20 protein-coding genes are annotated in these 15,712 nt (G+C 67.0%); 8 read left to right on the top strand and 12 right to left on the bottom strand.

From position 1 onward, the window contains the following. Positions 1–101 precede the first annotated feature (101 nt). Positions 102–806, top strand: coding sequence for an aquaporin Z (aqpZ, locus tag ACNO8X_RS04340; RefSeq protein ID WP_418004309.1), 705 nt, complete (start codon positions 102–104; stop codon positions 804–806). Positions 807–813: 7 nt separating this feature from the next. On the opposite strand, the gene ACNO8X_RS04335 is transcribed toward aqpZ, so the two are convergent. The 3 genes from ACNO8X_RS04335 to ACNO8X_RS04325 form a co-directional block, all read right to left on the bottom strand. After that, positions 814–1,710: a DNA-3-methyladenine glycosylase family protein gene (locus ACNO8X_RS04335; protein WP_418004308.1), complete on the bottom strand. Its 897-nt coding sequence runs from the start codon at positions 1,708–1,710 to the stop codon at positions 814–816. Positions 1,711–1,719: 9 nt separating this feature from the next. After that, complete coding sequence (locus ACNO8X_RS04330) at positions 1,720–2,085, bottom strand: DUF427 domain-containing protein (protein WP_418005776.1); 366 nt, start codon at positions 2,083–2,085, stop codon at positions 1,720–1,722. Positions 2,086–2,184: 99 nt separating this feature from the next. Next, positions 2,185–2,766 (bottom strand): chitin-binding protein, encoded by a 582-nt coding sequence (locus ACNO8X_RS04325; protein ID WP_418004307.1) that lies wholly within the window; start codon positions 2,764–2,766, stop codon positions 2,185–2,187. Between the two features lie 149 nt (positions 2,767–2,915). On the opposite strand from ACNO8X_RS04325, the gene ACNO8X_RS04320 reads away from it, so the two are divergent. Next, positions 2,916–3,386, top strand: a complete 471-nt coding sequence (locus tag ACNO8X_RS04320; protein ID WP_418004306.1) for an SRPBCC family protein — start codon at positions 2,916–2,918, stop codon at positions 3,384–3,386. 16 nt (positions 3,387–3,402) lie between these two features. Here the strand turns inward: ACNO8X_RS04320 and ACNO8X_RS04315 are convergent, their stop codons facing one another. The 3 genes from ACNO8X_RS04315 to ACNO8X_RS04305 all read right to left on the bottom strand — a co-directional run bounded on the left by ACNO8X_RS04315 (position 3,403) and on the right by ACNO8X_RS04305 (position 5,816). Beyond that, positions 3,403–4,224 carry a class I SAM-dependent methyltransferase gene (locus tag ACNO8X_RS04315; protein ID WP_418004305.1) on the bottom strand — a complete coding sequence of 274 codons (822 nt, stop codon included), beginning with the start codon at positions 4,222–4,224 and terminating at the stop codon, positions 3,403–3,405. 63 nt (positions 4,225–4,287) lie between these two features. Next, on the bottom strand, positions 4,288–5,307 hold the full coding sequence (locus ACNO8X_RS04310) for an NAD-dependent epimerase/dehydratase family protein (protein WP_418005775.1): 1,020 nt from the start codon (positions 5,305–5,307) through the stop codon (positions 4,288–4,290). Continuing rightward, positions 5,304–5,816, bottom strand: coding sequence for a nuclear transport factor 2 family protein (locus ACNO8X_RS04305; protein WP_418004304.1), 513 nt, complete (start codon positions 5,814–5,816; stop codon positions 5,304–5,306). Before ACNO8X_RS04305 ends, ACNO8X_RS04310 begins: the two co-directional genes overlap by 4 nt. A gap of 75 nt (positions 5,817–5,891) precedes the next feature. Here ACNO8X_RS04305 and msrA point away from each other — a divergent pair, with 75 nt between their 5' ends. Next, positions 5,892–6,395: a peptide-methionine (S)-S-oxide reductase MsrA gene (gene msrA / locus ACNO8X_RS04300; RefSeq protein WP_418004303.1), complete on the top strand. Its 504-nt coding sequence runs from the start codon at positions 5,892–5,894 to the stop codon at positions 6,393–6,395. Here msrA and ACNO8X_RS04295 read toward each other — a convergent pair whose 3' ends face one another. Together ACNO8X_RS04295 and ACNO8X_RS04290 are read right to left on the bottom strand one after the other, a co-directional pair. Further along, on the bottom strand, positions 6,396–7,211 hold the full coding sequence (locus ACNO8X_RS04295) for an alpha/beta fold hydrolase (RefSeq protein ID WP_418004302.1): 816 nt from the start codon (positions 7,209–7,211) through the stop codon (positions 6,396–6,398). A 9-nt stretch (positions 7,212–7,220) separates the two neighbouring features. After that, on the bottom strand, positions 7,221–8,564 hold the full coding sequence (locus tag ACNO8X_RS04290) for a cytochrome P450 (protein ID WP_418004301.1): 1,344 nt from the start codon (positions 8,562–8,564) through the stop codon (positions 7,221–7,223). Positions 8,565–8,667: 103 nt separating this feature from the next. Here ACNO8X_RS04290 and ACNO8X_RS04285 point away from each other — a divergent pair, with 103 nt between their 5' ends. After that, entirely contained in the window at positions 8,668–9,294 is a 627-nt protein-coding gene (locus ACNO8X_RS04285) for a TetR/AcrR family transcriptional regulator (protein ID WP_418004300.1), read from the top strand. Here ACNO8X_RS04285 and ACNO8X_RS04280 read toward each other — a convergent pair. Then, positions 9,271–9,840, bottom strand: coding sequence for a TetR/AcrR family transcriptional regulator (locus tag ACNO8X_RS04280; RefSeq protein ID WP_418004299.1), 570 nt, complete (start codon positions 9,838–9,840; stop codon positions 9,271–9,273). The genes ACNO8X_RS04285 and ACNO8X_RS04280 overlap by 24 nt on opposite strands. 55 nt (positions 9,841–9,895) lie before the next feature. Between ACNO8X_RS04280 and ACNO8X_RS04275 the strand changes: the two genes are divergently transcribed. Continuing rightward, positions 9,896–10,444: an isochorismatase family protein gene (locus ACNO8X_RS04275; RefSeq protein WP_418004298.1), complete on the top strand. Its 549-nt coding sequence runs from the start codon at positions 9,896–9,898 to the stop codon at positions 10,442–10,444. On the opposite strand, the gene ACNO8X_RS04270 is transcribed toward ACNO8X_RS04275, so the two are convergent. Then, entirely contained in the window at positions 10,441–11,241 is an 801-nt protein-coding gene (locus tag ACNO8X_RS04270; RefSeq protein ID WP_418004297.1) for an enoyl-CoA hydratase/isomerase family protein, read from the bottom strand. The two genes, ACNO8X_RS04275 and ACNO8X_RS04270, sit on opposite strands and share 4 nt — an antisense overlap. A 55-nt stretch (positions 11,242–11,296) precedes the next feature. Between ACNO8X_RS04270 and ACNO8X_RS04265 the strand changes: the two genes are divergently transcribed. From ACNO8X_RS04265 to ACNO8X_RS04255, 3 genes are read left to right on the top strand one after another with little or no spacing between them, the layout of a single operon-like run. Beyond that, positions 11,297–11,755 carry a MarR family winged helix-turn-helix transcriptional regulator gene (locus ACNO8X_RS04265; protein ID WP_418004296.1) on the top strand — a complete coding sequence of 153 codons (459 nt, stop codon included), beginning with the start codon at positions 11,297–11,299 and terminating at the stop codon, positions 11,753–11,755. Then, complete coding sequence (locus tag ACNO8X_RS04260; protein WP_418004295.1) at positions 11,752–12,573, top strand: ATP-binding cassette domain-containing protein; 822 nt, start codon at positions 11,752–11,754, stop codon at positions 12,571–12,573. Before ACNO8X_RS04265 ends, ACNO8X_RS04260 begins: the two co-directional genes overlap by 4 nt. Before the next feature lie 58 nt (positions 12,574–12,631). Beyond that, entirely contained in the window at positions 12,632–13,372 is a 741-nt protein-coding gene (locus tag ACNO8X_RS04255; RefSeq protein ID WP_418005774.1) for an ABC transporter permease, read from the top strand. A gap of 10 nt (positions 13,373–13,382) precedes the next feature. Here ACNO8X_RS04255 and ACNO8X_RS04250 read toward each other — a convergent pair whose 3' ends face one another. Further along, complete coding sequence (locus ACNO8X_RS04250) at positions 13,383–14,747, bottom strand: cytochrome P450 (protein ID WP_418004294.1); 1,365 nt, start codon at positions 14,745–14,747, stop codon at positions 13,383–13,385. 12 nt (positions 14,748–14,759) lie between these two features. Then, complete coding sequence (locus ACNO8X_RS04245; protein WP_418004293.1) at positions 14,760–15,614, bottom strand: hypothetical protein; 855 nt, start codon at positions 15,612–15,614, stop codon at positions 14,760–14,762. Between the last annotated feature and the right edge of the window lie 98 nt (positions 15,615–15,712).

Below are 15,712 nucleotides of genomic sequence, written 5' to 3'. Positions count from 1 at the left end.
CGGCGGGCTGCGCAGTCTATGGGTGGGACGCTCGAATGGCGGTTTGCTGACCCGGCTTTTCGACTCGAACTGGAGGGTTTCACCAAATGAGTGCTCCCACGATGACACACAAATTGGCAGCGGAGGCCGTCGGCACGTTCTGGCTCGTCCTCGGCGGCTGCGGCGCAGCGGTCTTTGCCGCCAACCCCAGCGAACACACCTCTGTCGGCATCGGATTCCTCGGCGTCGCAATCGCTTTCGGCCTCACGGTACTGACAGGCGTCTACGCATTCGGCAGCATTTCCGGCGGTCATTTCAATCCGGCAGTCACGCTCGGTGCGGCGCTGGCCCGCCGGATCGAGTGGAAAGCGCTGCCCGCCTACTGGGTCGCCCAGGTCGTCGGCGGACTGATCGCCGGCGGGGTGATCTACTGGATCGGCAGCGGCCAGCAGGGCTGGTCCGCAACGGGAAACATGGCGGCGAACGGTTTCGGTGACCACTCACCGGAACATTTCGGCCTGGTGTCCGTGCTCATCACCGAAATCGTCCTGACCGCGATGTTCCTGTTCGTGATCTTGGGCTCCACGGACGCCCGGGCACCCAAGGGGTTCGCCGGCCTGTCCATCGGCCTGTCCCTGACCCTGATCCACCTGATCTCGATTCCGATATCCAACACCTCGGTCAACCCCGCCCGCTCCACCGCCGTGGCGTTCTTCAACGGCAACGGGGCGCCGACGCAGCTGTGGGTGTTCTGGTTGGCACCGCTGGTCGGAGCCGCGGTCGCCGGTGTCGCCTACCCGCTGCTGTTCGGTAAGGCCGACGAATAGAACGGGACTAGATTTCCTTCAGGCTTGGAATCGCCTGGCGCGCACCGAATCTCGGGTTACGCGCCAGGCCACTGACCTCCAGCAGCCGCACTGCCCGATGCCGGTGCGGCCGCAGGGGTGCCAGCAGTTCGACCATCTCGGCGTCATCGATCGGGCGCCCCAAGAGGGTCCAGCCGACCATCTTGGCCAGGTGGTAATCGCCGACCGAGAGGGCGTCGGCGTCGCCGAAAGCCCGTTGCACGGTCTCGGCCGCCGTCCAGACCCCGACGCCCGGCAGCGACATCAGTGCCGTCGTGGCGGTATCCGGCGTCAGCCGCTCCAGCGCATCGGCCCGCTGCGCGCAGCCGACCAGGGTCCGCGCCCGGCCGGGATCGACGTTGGCCCGGTGAAATTCCCAGGACGGAACACGCCGCCAGGCGTCGGCGGTCGGGGGCAACCGCATCCCGGCCGGCGCCGGGCCGGGCGGCGGGGCGCCGTACTTGGTGGCCAGCTTGCGGAACGCGCTCCACGCATCGATGCCGTGCACCCGCTGTTCGAGGATCGCGGGCACCAGCGCCTCCAGTACCCGGCCAGTCCGGCCCAACCGCAGGTGCGGAGCCCGGCGCCAGGCTTCGGCGATGGTCGGTTCGGTCGGCGCGAATCCCGTCGGGTCGTCGTCGGCGCCGATCAGTCCCGGCAACCGGTCGAGGAACTCGGCGGCGCCGTCGCCCCAGACTTCGCAGTCGACGGTATCGAGCCGCGGCGAGCTGAGCCGTGCCGTCACCCCGCCGGTGCGCATCAGGCTGGTGCGCCAGATGACGCCGTCGACGGTCCGGAAGGTCGGGTCGGACCCGCCGCGGCGCAGTGGCGACAACGTCAGGCCCAGGCCGGCCGGGCCGTCCAGGACCAGGCTGGCGGTGGGCACGGGTTCAGGTTAGGCGGGGCGCACCACGATGTCGGCCTTCTGCGGATAGAACGCCACCCGGCCGGCGATCTCTGCCACCGCCGGGTACGGCTGTTCGTAGGTCCAGATGGCGTCCTCGACGTCGCCGACGTGGTAGTAGCCAGCGTCACCCTTGTATGGACAGTAGCTGGTGGTGGCGCTCCGAGTGAGCACCGAATGGTCGACATCCGTCAACGGAAGATATTGCACCGCTGGATAATTCGACTCTTGCAATGTGATCGCGTCAGTCGTGTCGGCAACCACCCGGCCGTCGACCGTGACGGTGACGCGCCCGCCGGTCGGCGTGATCGTGATGGGGTGAGCCGCACTGGGCTGCAGCACGGGGCGCTCGGTCATGCTCATTGCAACACCTTTCTCGGCAGCGCCGATTCCCGACATGACGCTGGGCCTGTCACCAGTGACAGGCCCAGTCATCAGACGGCAACTACTGACGGATTACAACGCAATCCAGATGCCGAAGAACCAGAAACCCCACGCCACGAATCCTGGGTCCCACACCGGGTACACGGTGTAGCCCCAGTAATCGAATGGCGGAGGCGGTGGTGCCCACGGCGGCGGCGCCACCCAGATGATGTTCGGCCGTGGCGGTGGTCCCCAGCCCCACGGCCCCGGACCATGGCCCCATGGTGGCGGGCCATGGCGCCAGTGCCAGTCGTCAGGACCCGGATCGCCGGGGCGGGGATGCCAATTGCCCTGGTCCCCCGGATGCCAATTCCCCTGGTCCCCCGGATGCCAATTCCCCTGATCACCTGGGTGCCAGTCGTCGTGATTGCCCGGATTACCGGGCGGCGGCCCACCGGGACCGCCAGGACCGCCCGGGTTTCCAGGCGGACCGCCGGGGTTTCCGGGCGGACCGCCACCACCCGGCCCGTGCCCATTGCCCGGGCCATTGCATACCTGCATGGGCGGGCAAGGCGGTGCAGGTTTCGCCTGCGCGATATTGACTCCTAATCCCACAATCGCCGCGCTCACCCCGCTGGTGAGCGCCGTCGTAATGACGAACGCTTTTTTGCTCATATCAACCCAACTCCTTCGTTGGAAGGTGCCGTCACGCGGTATATCGCCGGGATACCCCCAAACGGTTACCCGCAAGATCGGGCATTCTTGTTGCGCCGCCGACAATTACCGCTTGCCAGAACCCCTGGCGGTCTGTCTACGATCGCCCCATGACCGCACAGGGCCCCGCCTCCGTCACCGCCGCCATCGAGATCGCCGCCAGCCCCTCAGCTGTGTACGCGTTGCTGACCGATCTGCCCACCATGGCGTCGCTGGCCGAGGAGGCCCACACCATGGAGTGGCAGAAGGGGTCGTCAGCCGTACCGGGCGCGGTGTTCAAGGGATACAACCGCAACGGCTCGAAGACGTGGACCACCAGCTGCACCGTCACCGAGGCCGAACCCGGTAAAACGTTCGGCTTCGCCGTGAAGTCCTCGATCGTGCCCATCGCGCACTGGCGCTACGACATCACCGAGACCACGAATGGCTGCCGGGTCGCCGAGTCCACCTGGGACAACCGGCCCGGCCTGTTGAAGATGTTCGCCGCCTCGCTGACCGGTGTCCAGGACCGCGACGCGGCCAACGCCGAGAACATCCGATTGACGCTCGAACGCCTGAAGGCCCGCGCCGAAGTCGCCTAGCCATCGGACTCAGCGGTCAGCCCCACGAATACCGGTGGTACTGCGACATATAACGCATACCGGGCACAGCGCGCATGACGGCAGCCATCACGCGCAGCCCCGTCGGCAGCAGGTCGTAGCCGTCGGTGTCGAAGGCCGAGACCCACGACAGCAACCGCAGCCCCGGCACCGCTGACAGCACGTCGCCTGGGCCGTCCATCGCCCACTGCAACGTGGCACCCGAACGTCGGACCACGGAGTTCGTCCACTGCAGCTTGACGCCCAGCCGGCTGAAAGCGTCGAATTGCAGTTCGCCGCTTGGGAATTGATCGACGATGCGGCGCAGCAGGGCTTGCCCGTCGGCCTCACTCAGGTACATCGTGAGCCCCTCGGCGAGCATCAGCACCGGGCGATCTGTGGGGATATCGGCCAGCCACGCCGGGTCCGTCACCGACGCGGACACGATGTGGCAGTGCTCGCGGGCCGGATACAGCTTGCGGCGCAGGTCGGCGACCTCCGGGTAGTCGATGTCGTACCAGTCGACGCCGGGTCCCGGGTCCAGCCGGTAGTACCTGCTGTCCAGCCCGCAACCCAGGTGCAGCACAACGGCTTCCGGATGCACGGCGAGGAACTGCCGGGCCGTCTTGTCGAAATAGGCGGACCGCAGGGTGACCCCGGGTGAGCTGGCCGCCGTGATCGTGGTCTTCGACCAGTCGTAGTCGATGCGGGCAACGACGTCCCTGGCGTAGGTGTCGTGCAGCACCGACTTCGGCAGGTCGGCGTCGAGCGCCTTGCCGTACAGCGTGGCCAGCATGGTCTGCGGCGCACCGGTCAGGTCCACCTGCAATCTGTCCGTCATGTATTCGACGCTAACCGTGACCCACACCGCTGCGCCACGACTTAACGCCGTACGGCGCGTTGTTCAGCCCTTGGACTTCTGGGCTTGACGGGCCTTCCGGAGACCGACCCAGAACCGCGCGGCCTCACGCACCGCATCCTCCACCGGCCTTGGCTCCCAACCCAATTCGGTCCTGGCCTTCGAGCAGTCGACCGGCGCCTCGGCACGCATCAGGCGCAGCGATGCCAGCGACATGTGTTCGTCGCTGCCTTTGAGCCGGCCTTTGATCGTGCCCATGGTGGCCAGCGCGTACGTCACCGGCAGCGAGAGCGACTTGGCCGGCGCCGGTACCCCCGCCTCGGCTGCGGCGATCCGCGCCACCTCGGCATTGCTGATCAACTTGTCGGAGATCAGGTATCGCTCGCCGGGCCGGCCCTTGTCGGCCGCCAGGATCAGCGCGCGTGCGGCGTCGTTGACGTCGACCGCTTCCAGCTCGATGCCGCTCATCACGAACGGCAGCTTCCCGAACGCGGCGCCGGCGATGATGGCGCCGTGCGGTGTGCGGCCCCAGTCCATGCCGCCGTAGGTGGTGGACACGCACATCGCGACGGCCGGCAGCCCGCGTTCCCGGGCGTACTCCAGCACCAGTTTCTCGGCCTGCACGCGCGAGCGCACATACGGGGGCAGTGTGCGCTCGTCGGCGATGTCGTCCTCGGTGGAGACGAGACCACGCTTGCGTCCCACCGTGGCATAGCTGCTGGTGAAGACGAATTTCTTGAGGTCCGAGGCGATTTCGGGTTCTACCGCGACCTTCAGCACGTTCCGGGTGCCCTCGACGTTGGTGCGGAACAGCGGCGCCGGGTCCCGGAGCCAGCCGCGGGTGTCGACCACGCAGTAGTAGACGACGTCGACTCCGGTCATCGCGGCCAGGAGGGTGTCGTTGTCCCAGATGTCGCCCTCATACCGGGTCACGTCGAGGTCGTCGATGCCGATGGTGTTGGCGCCGGCCCGCACCATGACCCGCACATCCTCCCCGGCCGCCACCAGCTGCCGAGTCACATGCGAGCCGAGGTAGCCGTTGGCCCCGACGACGAGGACCGTCACCGGCGTCCCCTGCCGCCGAACTTGCGCATCCACTCCTGCGCCACCTCCGGCAGCGTGCCCAGCGCTTCCGCTTTCATGCACCACGCCATGGTGGTCTCGAGGAACTTCATGGGGTTGTAGATGTCTTCTTGCTTGCTCCACAGGCCATCACCGGCGTAGGTCATGATCGAGATGTTGGTGGCGCCGATGATGGTGCCGTCGCCGGGATCACGCATGGGGTTGTCCAACTCGCAGATGACGCGGCCGGTGGCCTCGTCGTAGACCTTCCACAGCGACGGAAACGACGTCATGTAGCTGCCGGGGAAGTTCTCCATGGTGTTCCAGATCCAGGGCCGCACCTCCTCGCGCCCGTGCATGGTGCCCATGGCGTGCTCGATGTACAGCACGTCCTCGGTATAGTGGTCGGTCCACGGATCCCAGTCGCGAGTCTGGGCCGCGCGGTCCACGGTCTGCTCGAAGACGTCGAATGCCGCGATGAGTTCCTCACGGCTGAAGGTGTTGCCCGTCACAGGAAAACTAGAACACGTTCTAGTGACGTTTGTCGAGCACTTGCGCAGTCGCCGGGAGTTCGGTTCTCTGGAGTCATGACCGACACCGAAACCGCCATCCTGGCCGGCGGCTGCTTCTGGGGCATGCAGGACCTGATCCGCAAGCAGCCGGGCGTGCTGACCACGCGGGTCGGCTACACCGGCGGCACCAACGATCACCCGACCTATCGCAACCACCCCGGCCACGCCGAGGCCGTCGAGATCGTCTACGACCCCAGCCAGACCGACTTCCGGGCACTGCTGGAGTTCTTCTTCCAGATCCATGACCCGTCGACCGTGAACCGGCAGGGCAACGACGTGGGTACGAGCTACCGCTCGGCGATCTTCTACACCGACGACGAGCAGAAGCGCGTCGCTGTGGACACCATCGCGGACGTCGACGCGTCAGGCCTGTGGCCCGGCAAGGTGGTCACCGAGGTGACGCCGGCAGTCCCGTTCTGGGACGCCGAACCCGAGCATCAGGATTACCTGGAGCGCATCCCCAACGGCTACACCTGCCACTTCCCGCGGCCGGGCTGGAAGCTGCCCAAACGCGCGTGATCAGGTGGCGGCGCGCTCGGTGATCAGCCGGGCGACCAGCTCGGGATGCTGATCGGGCAGCCAGTGGTTGGCACCCGCCACGATCTCGAACTTGTACGGCGCGTGGACGAACTGCTCGGTCAGCAGGGCGCCCTTGCGGCCGAGGGCGATGTCGCCGTCGCTCCAGATGTAGGTGGTGGGCCGGGTCACCGGGGTGAACGCCGATTTCGGATTCACGAACGGCATGGCGCGGTACCAGTTGAGTGCAGTCGTCAGCGCCCCGCTGTCGAACACCTCGGCGCGCGTGACGGCCAGCGCCGCATCGGTCATTCCGCTGCGCGGCATGGCGAACTGCGCGAACCGCTCGCCGAGCCACGGCAATTGGAAGATCAGCATGTAGTACGAGTGCAGCGCCTGCGTCCCGACGGCCATCGCCTTCAGGAAGGCACCGGTGTGCGGCACCGACACCGCGGTCAGGGTGCGCACCAGCTCCGGTCTCGTCGCGGTCAGCGCCCAGGCGATGGCTGCGCCCCAGTCGTGCCCGACCACGTGCACCGGTCCACCGACCAGGTCGATCAGCGCCGCGACGTCACCGGTCAGTTTGGGAATCGTGTACTGCCGCCGGCCCCGCGGGCGGGCGCCGGCCGAATAGCCGCGCTGATTCGGCGCCAGGGTGCGGAAACCGTTGGCGTGCAACAGCTCCGACACCGCCGACCAGGACTCGGCGGTCTGCGGGAAGCCGTGCAACAACACCACGACGTCGCCGTCGATGGGGCCGGAGTCGACCACGTCGAAGGTCAGTCCGTCGTTGCGATACTGCGAAATCCGTTCGGTCACAGCATGAATCTACAGCGGGTTGACGCGGCGGCGTAGGGTCACGCGACCACCGTCTTTCGGCGTATAGGCCACGCCACGCGAGAAGATCTTCTCCCCCGGTGCGCTGTTGACCTGAATCGCGAAATGTCGCAGCACCGTCCGTAGCACGACGTCCATCTCGACCTGCGCGAACACCGCTCCGACGCAGCGTCTGGTGCCCCCGCCGAACGGCAGGAACGCCGGCGGCGGCCGGTGCCCCACGAAACGCTCCGGGCTGAACCGCTCCGGGTCGACGAATTCCTTTGCGTCCTCATGCATGTGGTCGATGGCGACGATGATCGAGAAGCCGCGCGGGATGACCCATTCTCCGAGCTGGAACGCCGGGGCGTACACGTGCCGGCCGGCGAAATCGATGATGGTGCGGATGCGTTGCACCTCCAGCAGCACGGCCTGACGGTACTCGTCGGTCTCGCCCGTCTTTACCTCGTCTTCGAGCCGCCGCAGCACCTCGGGGTGCCGGGAGATCCGTTCGAAGGCCCACGCCAGGGTGGCCGCGGTGGTCTCATGGCCGGCGGCGAGCAGCGTCAGGAGTTCGTCGGCAATGTCGCTGCGGGACATCGCCGTACCGTCCTCGTAGGTACTGCGGAGCAGCAGCGCCAGTACGTCGTCGCGGCTCTCGAGACCGGGATCGGCGGCCACCGCGTCGATCAGTCTGCCGACCACCTCGTCGTACTGGCGTCGGTACTCGGCCAGCCGGCCCCACGGTGAGAATCGGCCGTAAGTCCGCTGCGGCATGGGCAGCACGGCGAGCCGCGACCCTAAGGTCACCCACGGCGGGATGATTCGCCGCAGCTCGTCGAGATGGTGACCGTCAGCCCCGAACACCGCGCGCAGGATGGCGTTGAGGGTGATGTGCATCATCGGCTCGAGCGTCGGGAACGACTTCCCCTCGGGCCAGGACGCGGCCGCGCGCAGCGTCTCCTCTTCGAAGATGCGCTCGTAGTTCTTGATGCTCTTGCCGTGGAACGGTGGGGTGAGCAGCTTGCGGCGCAGCCGGTGCTCGGAGCCATCGAGCGCGAACACCGATCCGCTGCCGAGTACCCGGGACAGGTTCGGCTGGATATTGCCGACGTCGGTGGGGTTCGCCGCGAACAGCTGCTTGGCCAGTTGCGGGTCGGTCACCATCACGGCGCGGCCGAAAACCGGTACATCACAGGTGAATACCGGGCCGACCCGCGGGACCATGCGGTTGACGAACGTGCGCCGATTGGTCGCGAACGCCACGCCCTGGAAGAACTTCGGGACTCCGGTCGCCGGTGGCAGGTGGATCGCCGGGGCACACTCGGTGAGTTCAGCGGTGACAGTTTCGGTCATGGCACGCTCCAAGCCACTGATTACGCGGTACCACGGTGTACCACGGGGTTGTCCGGTACGGTACCGGCTAGTACCACAGGTAGGCAAGGGTTTTGGGAGACAGATGGCAGTCGGCGAGGTCAACGCGGCACAATCGGGTGCACAGCCGTTCCGCGGGCGGCTGCTCGACGGGCTCGCCACCTCGCTGGCCACCCGCGGCTACCGGGACACGACCGTCGCCGACATCGTCCGCAACGCCAAGACCTCCAAGCGCACGTTCTACGACCAGTTCGCCAGCAAGGAAGAGTGCTTCGTCGAGCTGCTGCGCTCCAACAACGAGGACCTCATCGCGCGAATCCGCGCTGCCATCGACCCCGACGCCGACTGGGAACAGCAGGTGCGCAACGCAGTCGACGCGTACGTCGCGCACATCGCCTCCCGGCCTGCGATCACCCTGAGCTGGATCCGCGAAGCGCCGGCCCTCGGCGACGTGGCGCTGCCGCTGAACCGGCACGCCATGGAGCAACTCACCGACATGGTCGTCGACCTCAGCAGCGGCGCGGGATTTCAGCGCGCGGGCCTGTCCCCGATCAGCCGTCCAGTGGCCCTGATCCTGCTCGGGGGTTTCCGCGAACTCACCGCACTGCTCGTCGAGGACGGCCGCGACGTCGCGGATCTCACCGAGCCCGCGCTCACCGCAGCGCTCGCGATCCTGGGTGCCAGGTCGTCAGCGCAGCATCAGCCGGGCTGACTTCTCCAGCCGCTCGGCGATCTCGTCGTACGACGTGAACCCCATCCCAGCGCGGACCAGCGCGCCTGAATACAGCATCTCCAGCGATTCGATGACGTCCTCGTCCACGTCCGGGCCGAGCGCAACGGCGAGCCGGGAGCGAATGTCCCCGGCGATGCGCTGGCGCAGCACCTCGACGTCCGGGTCGCGCCCGAGCAGCGCGTTGGTCACGGCCCCCGCGAACTCCGGCTCATCGATCACCAGTAGCGCGATGTGCCGCAGCACCTCGGTCACCCGGGTGGCAGGATCATCGGAGTCGTGCGCCGCGGCCGGCGAGGCCGCCAACCGGCGCCAGAACACCTCGGCGACCAGGTGTTCCTTCGATGAGAAGTAGGTGTAGGCCGTCGCGGCGCCGACCCCGGCGTCGGCCGCGACCCGGCGGACCGTCAGACCCGCAAAGCCGTCGCGGCGCAGCAGATCGAGGGCGGCACGGCTCAGCCGGTCGACCGTATCGGCCTGTTTGGCCGTCAAACGGCGCCGGGTGGGCTCAAGCGCCTGTTCAGACACGTGTCCGGACGCTACGGCACCGGACGTTGCGCAGCAACCGGTCTACCGTGGACACATGCGGGCGTTGATCGTCGTCGACGTGCAGAACGACTTCTGCGAGGGCGGTTCCCTCGCGGTGTCCGGCGGCAGCGCCGTGGCCCGCGCGATCACCGGGCTGCTGGCCGCCCGCGAGTATCAGCACGTCGTGGCCACGGCCGACCATCACATCGACCCGGGCGCGCATTTCTCCGACGAACCCGACTACCTGACGTCGTGGCCGCCGCACTGCGTCGCCGGAACCCCGGGCGAGCAGTTCCACCCCGACCTCGATGTGGCCACGGTCGAGGCGGTCTTCCGCAAGGGCCGCTACTCGGCGGCGTACAGCGGATTCGAAGGCGCCGACGGGGCCGGGACCGGACTCGCGGACTGGCTGCACGCCCGTGGCGTCGACGAGGTCGACGTGGTCGGTATCGCCACCGACTACTGCGTCAAGGCGACGGCTGCCGACGCCGCCAAGGCCGGGTTCCGCACCCGGGTCCTGCTCGACTACACCGCCGGCGTGTCTGCCGACGGCACCGCGAATGCCGTTGCCGCCCTGAAAGATTCCGGCGTGACGGTGGTCTAGTCCGTCGGATCTACCGGCCGGCCCGACCACCGCGGCAGCCGCCCCGCCTGCATGGCCCGCACGCCCTCCTTCGCGTCGTCGTGTGCCATCACCGCGCGGTGAATCTCGGTCTCGCGCTCGCCCACGTCGTCGCGTGACAGCTCGAAGGAATCCCAGAGCAGCCGCTTGCTGGCCGCCACCGACATCGGCGCGGTGTTGTCCGCGATGTCACGGGCCACCGCCAGCGCCGCCGGCAGCACTTCATCGGCGGGCAGCACCCGGCTGGCTATGCCCAGCTCCGCCGCGCGGTGACCATCGAAAGTCGTTCCGGTCAAAAGAATTTCGGCGGCCCGCGCAATGCCGACCAGGCGCGGCAGCGCCCAGTGCGAGTAGGCGTCGCCGACCACGCCGCGGCGCACCTGCACGACGCCATACCGCGCGTCGGCGGCGAAAATCCGGATATCGCACTGCAGCGCCAGCGTCAGCCCCAACCCGATCGCGTGCCCGTTGACCGCCGCGATCACCGGCTTGCTCAACGACCACGCCGGGACCGGGATGCCGGCCGCACTGAACTCCGGGCCTGGCTCGGCGAACGTCTGGTCACCCGCGGCCAGGTCGGCACCGGCACAGAACGCCGGCGGCGCCCCGGTCAGCACGATGACGCGCACGTCGTCGGCCTCGTTGCTGCGGATATAGGCGTCGGCGAGTTCGTCGCGCATCCCGTCACCAAAAGCGTTGCGCCGCTCCGGCCGGTTCAGCGTCAGCGTCACCACACCGCTGTCGAACTGGGTCAGCAGCGTGCGGTAATCAGGGAACACCGCCCGAGTAAACCACGCCGCTGCAATACCTCTGTAACAGAGGTATTGTGGACATGTGCCCGCCCGCGTTGACCTCACCGCCGACCTCGCCACCGACCTGTTCCACACCGTCGGCCGGTTCCGCAGGCAACTGCGCCGGACCGCCGGAGGGAGCTTCGCGGGCGTCACCCAGTCACAGGCCGAGCTGCTCCGGCTCGTCGGCCGCCAACCAGGCATCTCGGTACGCGAGGCTGCAGAGGAACTAGGCCTGGCCGCCAACACCGCATCGACGCTGGTTTCGAAGCTGACCGCCGACAACCTCCTGGTCCGCAGCACCGACCCCGGCGATCGCCGGATCGGCCGGCTCCAGCTGACCGAACCCGCCCAACAACTCGCCGACCAGACCCGTGCCGCCCGCCGGTCGGCACTCGGCGCTGTGCTGAACCAACTCGACGACGAGCAGATCGACGATCTGACAAAAGGATTGAGCGTTTTGGCCGAGATGACCCGCATGCTTCAGGAGAGTCAGCCATGAGCACTCCCGCCATCGAATGCGACCACGTCACCCACCACTACGGCGACTTCACCGCGATCGACGACCTGAGTCTGACCGTCGCCGTGGGCGAAACCATGGGGTTACTGGGTCCCAACGGGGCCGGCAAGACCACGCTGGTGCGGCTGCTCACCACTCTGACGCCGGTGCAGGACGGGCAGGTCCGCATCTTCGGACTCGACACGAGACGCCGCACCATGGATATCCGCCAGAACCTCGGTTATGTGCCACAACAGCTTTCGATCGAGTCTACCCTCACCGGGCGCCAGAATGTCGACCTGTTCGCGCGCCTGTACGACGTGCCCCGGCGGGAGCGCCGAGCCAGGGTCGACGACGCGCTCCGTGCCATGCAGCTGCTCGATGTCGCCGACCGCCCCGCCAAGACGTTCTCCGGCGGCATGGTCCGCCGACTCGAGCTGGCCCAGGCCCTGGTGAACCGGCCCTCGCTGCTGATCCTCGACGAGCCGACGGTCGGCCTGGATCCCATTGCCCGCGACAGCGTTTGGACCCAGGTGGCGAACATGCAGCAGGAGTTCGGCATGACGGTGCTGCTCACCACTCACTACATGGAGGAGGCCGATGCGTTGTGCGACCGGGTGGCCCTCATGCACCGCGGCACGCTGCAGGCCGTCGGTTCCCCCACGGATCTGAAAACACGACTCGGCCCGACGGCCAGTCTCGAGGACGTGTTCCGGCACTATGCCGAGTCGGACCTGTCCGGGGAGAGCGCGGGAGACGACGACCGTCAGTCCCTGCGGGAGGTCCGCGCCGGCAGGAAGACGGCCCGCCGTGTCAGTTGACGTCGAACTGGTCCTCGCGCCCCGCGGCGCCAAGCGTGTCGCCGGCCTGGCCCGCCGCATGGGCGCTTTCGCGCTGGTCGAACTGCAGAAGCTCCGCCACGACCGCACGGAGCTGGTCACCCGGACGATTCAGCCTGCCTTGTGGCTGTTGATCTTCGGCCAGACCTTCTCGCGACTGCACGTCATCAATACCGGCAACGTGCCGTATCTGTCGTTCCTGGCGCCGGGCATCATCGCGCAGTCGGCACTGTTCATCTCGATCTTCTACGGCATCCAGATCGTGTGGGACCGCGACGCCGGCATTCTGGCCAAGCTGATGGTCACCCCGTCGCCCGCGTCGGCGCTCATCACCGGCAAGGCCTTCGCGGCGGGAGTCCGATCGATAGCCCAGGTGATCGGGGTGCTGGTGATCGCGCTGCTGATGGGCATCCACCTGAGCTTCAACCCACTGCGCATCCTGGCCGCCATGGCGGTGGTGATGCTCGGGTCGGCGTTCTTCGCCTGCCTGTCAATGACTTTGGCGGGACTGGTCCGCAACCGCGACCGCCTGATGGGCATCGGCCAGGCCATCACCATGCCGCTGTTCTTCGCCTCCAACGCGCTGTATCCGGTGGACATCATGCCGGGCTGGCTGCACGCGCTGTCCACCGTGAACCCGCTGTCCTATGAGGTGAATGCACTGCGCTCACTACTGCTGGGTACCCCGGGCAACACCCTGCTGGACGTCACGGTCCTCGCCGTCGCGGCAGCGCTCGGCATCGCGGCTGCATCGGCGCTGCTGCGCCGCCTGGTCCGCTGAGCTTTGGCCGTCACCGCGGCACGACCGTCATCGGCAATCCGCCCTTGAGCCCCATCGACATCCGGTACTGGCGGCGTAGCCGGTATCCCGGTTCGAGCGTCAATCGATACCGCCGATAGGCGGTCGCGATGGTCAGCACACCTTCGATATAGGCCATGTTCTTACCCAGGCACATGCGCTGCCCGCGACCGAACGGGACGAGCGCGCGCACGTCGTTGTTGGCGGCATCCTTGAAGCGGTCAGGGTTGAAGCGGTGGGGTTCCGACCAGAATCTGGGGTCGTGCTGCATCGCCAGTGATGAGTACAGAACCGTTGTCCCGCTTGCGATGTGGTAGCCACCGATCTCATCGTCGACCACGGCGGTCTTGGGATTGATCACCAGACCACCCTGCATGCGTTGCGCTTCGTCGAAACAGGCCCGCACGAACGGCAGCTTGCTCATGTCGTCGATTGTCACGCGGCCGGAACCGAGCGCATCGACCTCGGCGATCACCCGCTCCTCGATGCCGGGATGCTGGGCCAGCAGCGCGAACGTCCACGCCAGCGCGGCTGCCGTCGTCTCGTGGCCGCCGACGACCATGCCCATCATCTCCGTGGCGATCTTCTCGTTCTCCAACGGTGTGCCGTCGTCGTAGGTGGCGTTCACCAACAGACTGAGGATGTCCGCGCGTCCCGTGGGGTGCCGCCGGCGGGTCTCGATCACGTGGTCGGCGGCAGCCAAACCGGCGTCGAGCATTGCCGCGGCCTTGCGCTGGAACGGGCGCGGCACCCAGCCCGGCAGTGACGACATCACCACGCGCACCGTGGTGGCCAGCATGACCGGTATCGCAATGCCGCTGGACAACCCCAGGAGCCGCGGCGACAGGTACTCGTCGAACATCGCATTGAACAGTGCCGCCAAGGCAAGCTCGCGGGTTTTCTCTTCGATGTCGACGACGCCGTCGCAGCCGGCCGCATCGGCCCACCCGCCGACCTGCTCGCTGATCGATTCGGTGAACAGATCGCCGAGCGCACTGAGGTTCTTGTGGGTGAAACTGGGGCGGTACAGCGACCGTCCCCGCTGCCATTCCGCGTCGTCTGCGAAGGCGAAGAAGTTGTGTCCCAATTCCGGCGGCACCATCTGCGCGGCGACCATGTCCGAACGTCGGTACCTATCAGCATGTTTGACCAGAATGTGATCGATGTGGTCCGGATGGCCGATGTACACGACCTTGGCAAATGGCGCGGGAACGGTGACGACGTCGCCGAACTTCTTGGTCAGCTCCAGCGGGTAGAACCACGGGTCGCGCAGCAGGTGCGCGAGAGCCGCGTACTTTCCGACGCCGGTCGGCCCGGGCGGCGGAGCGCTGAGTCCAGATATATTCTGCGGCAACATAACTGACATGCCTCAGACCCCGCTGACCGACAAGACGCCGTGGCGGCCGCGCGCGTGTTCATCGCGGAGTTGTCGCAGTTCCGGTATCTGCAGCAGCGCATAGGCGGCGCTGATCGAGGTGGCGATCACCATCACGGCGGCGGCCCACACGACCGGTGCCGGCGCGGACGACTGCACGGCCTGGTAGGCAGGCCAGCTCACCCCGACGATGTACCCGATGGTGGTTGCCGGAATGAACAGCACCAGCCACCAAATCCGGGCACCCGTAAGGTATTTCGCGGCGAAGTAGATGACCACGCCGTACACCGGCAAAAGCGTCGTGTTCTGCACGATCGAGTACAACGGAATGCCGAGCACCCGCGTCGGATTGTCGCCGTAGTAGGCGATGATGCCGAAATGGTGCCAGGCCATTTCCAGCACGATTTCCGGAAGCCCGACATACACCGCGGACAGCACGAAGATGTCCCGCAGGGATCTGCCGTTCTGCAGATACCGATACGCCAGGTAGCCGCCGAACGCCACGTAGGTCGATGCGCCCACCAAGATGAATGCCGGCATGCGATGGCCCATCACCGTGTAGCCGAACCACGGGATGTCGTTGGCATAAACGATGGCGCCCACGAAATCGCCGAGCGGTTCGATATTGGCCGCGACCGTGCCGGCGATCACCAGTACCAACGGTAGGACCTCGCGTCGCCGGGCCAGGCGCCACAATGCCCACCCCAATGCGGCGGCGAAGCCGCCGTACGCCGCGACGTGAATCAACCACGCCATCGCCTGATTCGCGTGGAGTACCGGCGCGACCGGTACTCCACCCTCACCCGGCGACAAAGCACCCGCCAGTTTGACTACATCTGTTGTCACCATGAACATGTCCCTAGAGTCACTCAATGAGGGACATTAGTCAATAGCGGATTCGCGCGCGTTCAGGTTCTGGCGGAAAGCGCCGTGACATCATCGGTCGC

This window comes from Mycobacterium sp. PDNC021, from assembly GCF_048282635.1.
GTDB lineage: Bacteria > Actinomycetota > Actinomycetes > Mycobacteriales > Mycobacteriaceae > Mycobacterium > Mycobacterium llatzerense.
This window is presented reverse-complemented; position numbering and strand designations above follow the sequence as displayed.

Coding starts and splice junctions, on each gene's coding strand:
- ACNO8X_RS04315 (WP_418004305.1), bottom strand. CDS start 4,224: ATGACGGACAGATTGCAGGTGGACCTGACCGGTGCGCCGCAGACCATG.
- msrA (WP_418004303.1), top strand. CDS start 5,892: ATGACCGACACCGAAACCGCCATCCTGGCCGGCGGCTGCTTCTGGGGC.
- ACNO8X_RS04330 (WP_418005776.1), bottom strand. CDS start 2,085: ATGACCGAGCGCCCCGTGCTGCAGCCCAGTGCGGCTCACCCCATCACG.
- ACNO8X_RS04275 (WP_418004298.1), top strand. CDS start 9,896: ATGCGGGCGTTGATCGTCGTCGACGTGCAGAACGACTTCTGCGAGGGC.
- ACNO8X_RS04255 (WP_418005774.1), top strand. CDS start 12,632: ATGGGCGCTTTCGCGCTGGTCGAACTGCAGAAGCTCCGCCACGACCGC.
- ACNO8X_RS04285 (WP_418004300.1), top strand. CDS start 8,668: ATGGCAGTCGGCGAGGTCAACGCGGCACAATCGGGTGCACAGCCGTTC.
- ACNO8X_RS04320 (WP_418004306.1), top strand. CDS start 2,916: ATGACCGCACAGGGCCCCGCCTCCGTCACCGCCGCCATCGAGATCGCC.
- ACNO8X_RS04325 (WP_418004307.1), bottom strand. CDS start 2,766: ATGAGCAAAAAAGCGTTCGTCATTACGACGGCGCTCACCAGCGGGGTG.
- ACNO8X_RS04245 (WP_418004293.1), bottom strand. CDS start 15,614: ATGGTGACAACAGATGTAGTCAAACTGGCGGGTGCTTTGTCGCCGGGT.
- ACNO8X_RS04290 (WP_418004301.1), bottom strand. CDS start 8,564: ATGACCGAAACTGTCACCGCTGAACTCACCGAGTGTGCCCCGGCGATC.
- ACNO8X_RS04250 (WP_418004294.1), bottom strand. CDS start 14,747: ATGTTGCCGCAGAATATATCTGGACTCAGCGCTCCGCCGCCCGGGCCG.
- ACNO8X_RS04260 (WP_418004295.1), top strand. CDS start 11,752: ATGAGCACTCCCGCCATCGAATGCGACCACGTCACCCACCACTACGGC.
- aqpZ (WP_418004309.1), top strand. CDS start 102: ATGACACACAAATTGGCAGCGGAGGCCGTCGGCACGTTCTGGCTCGTC.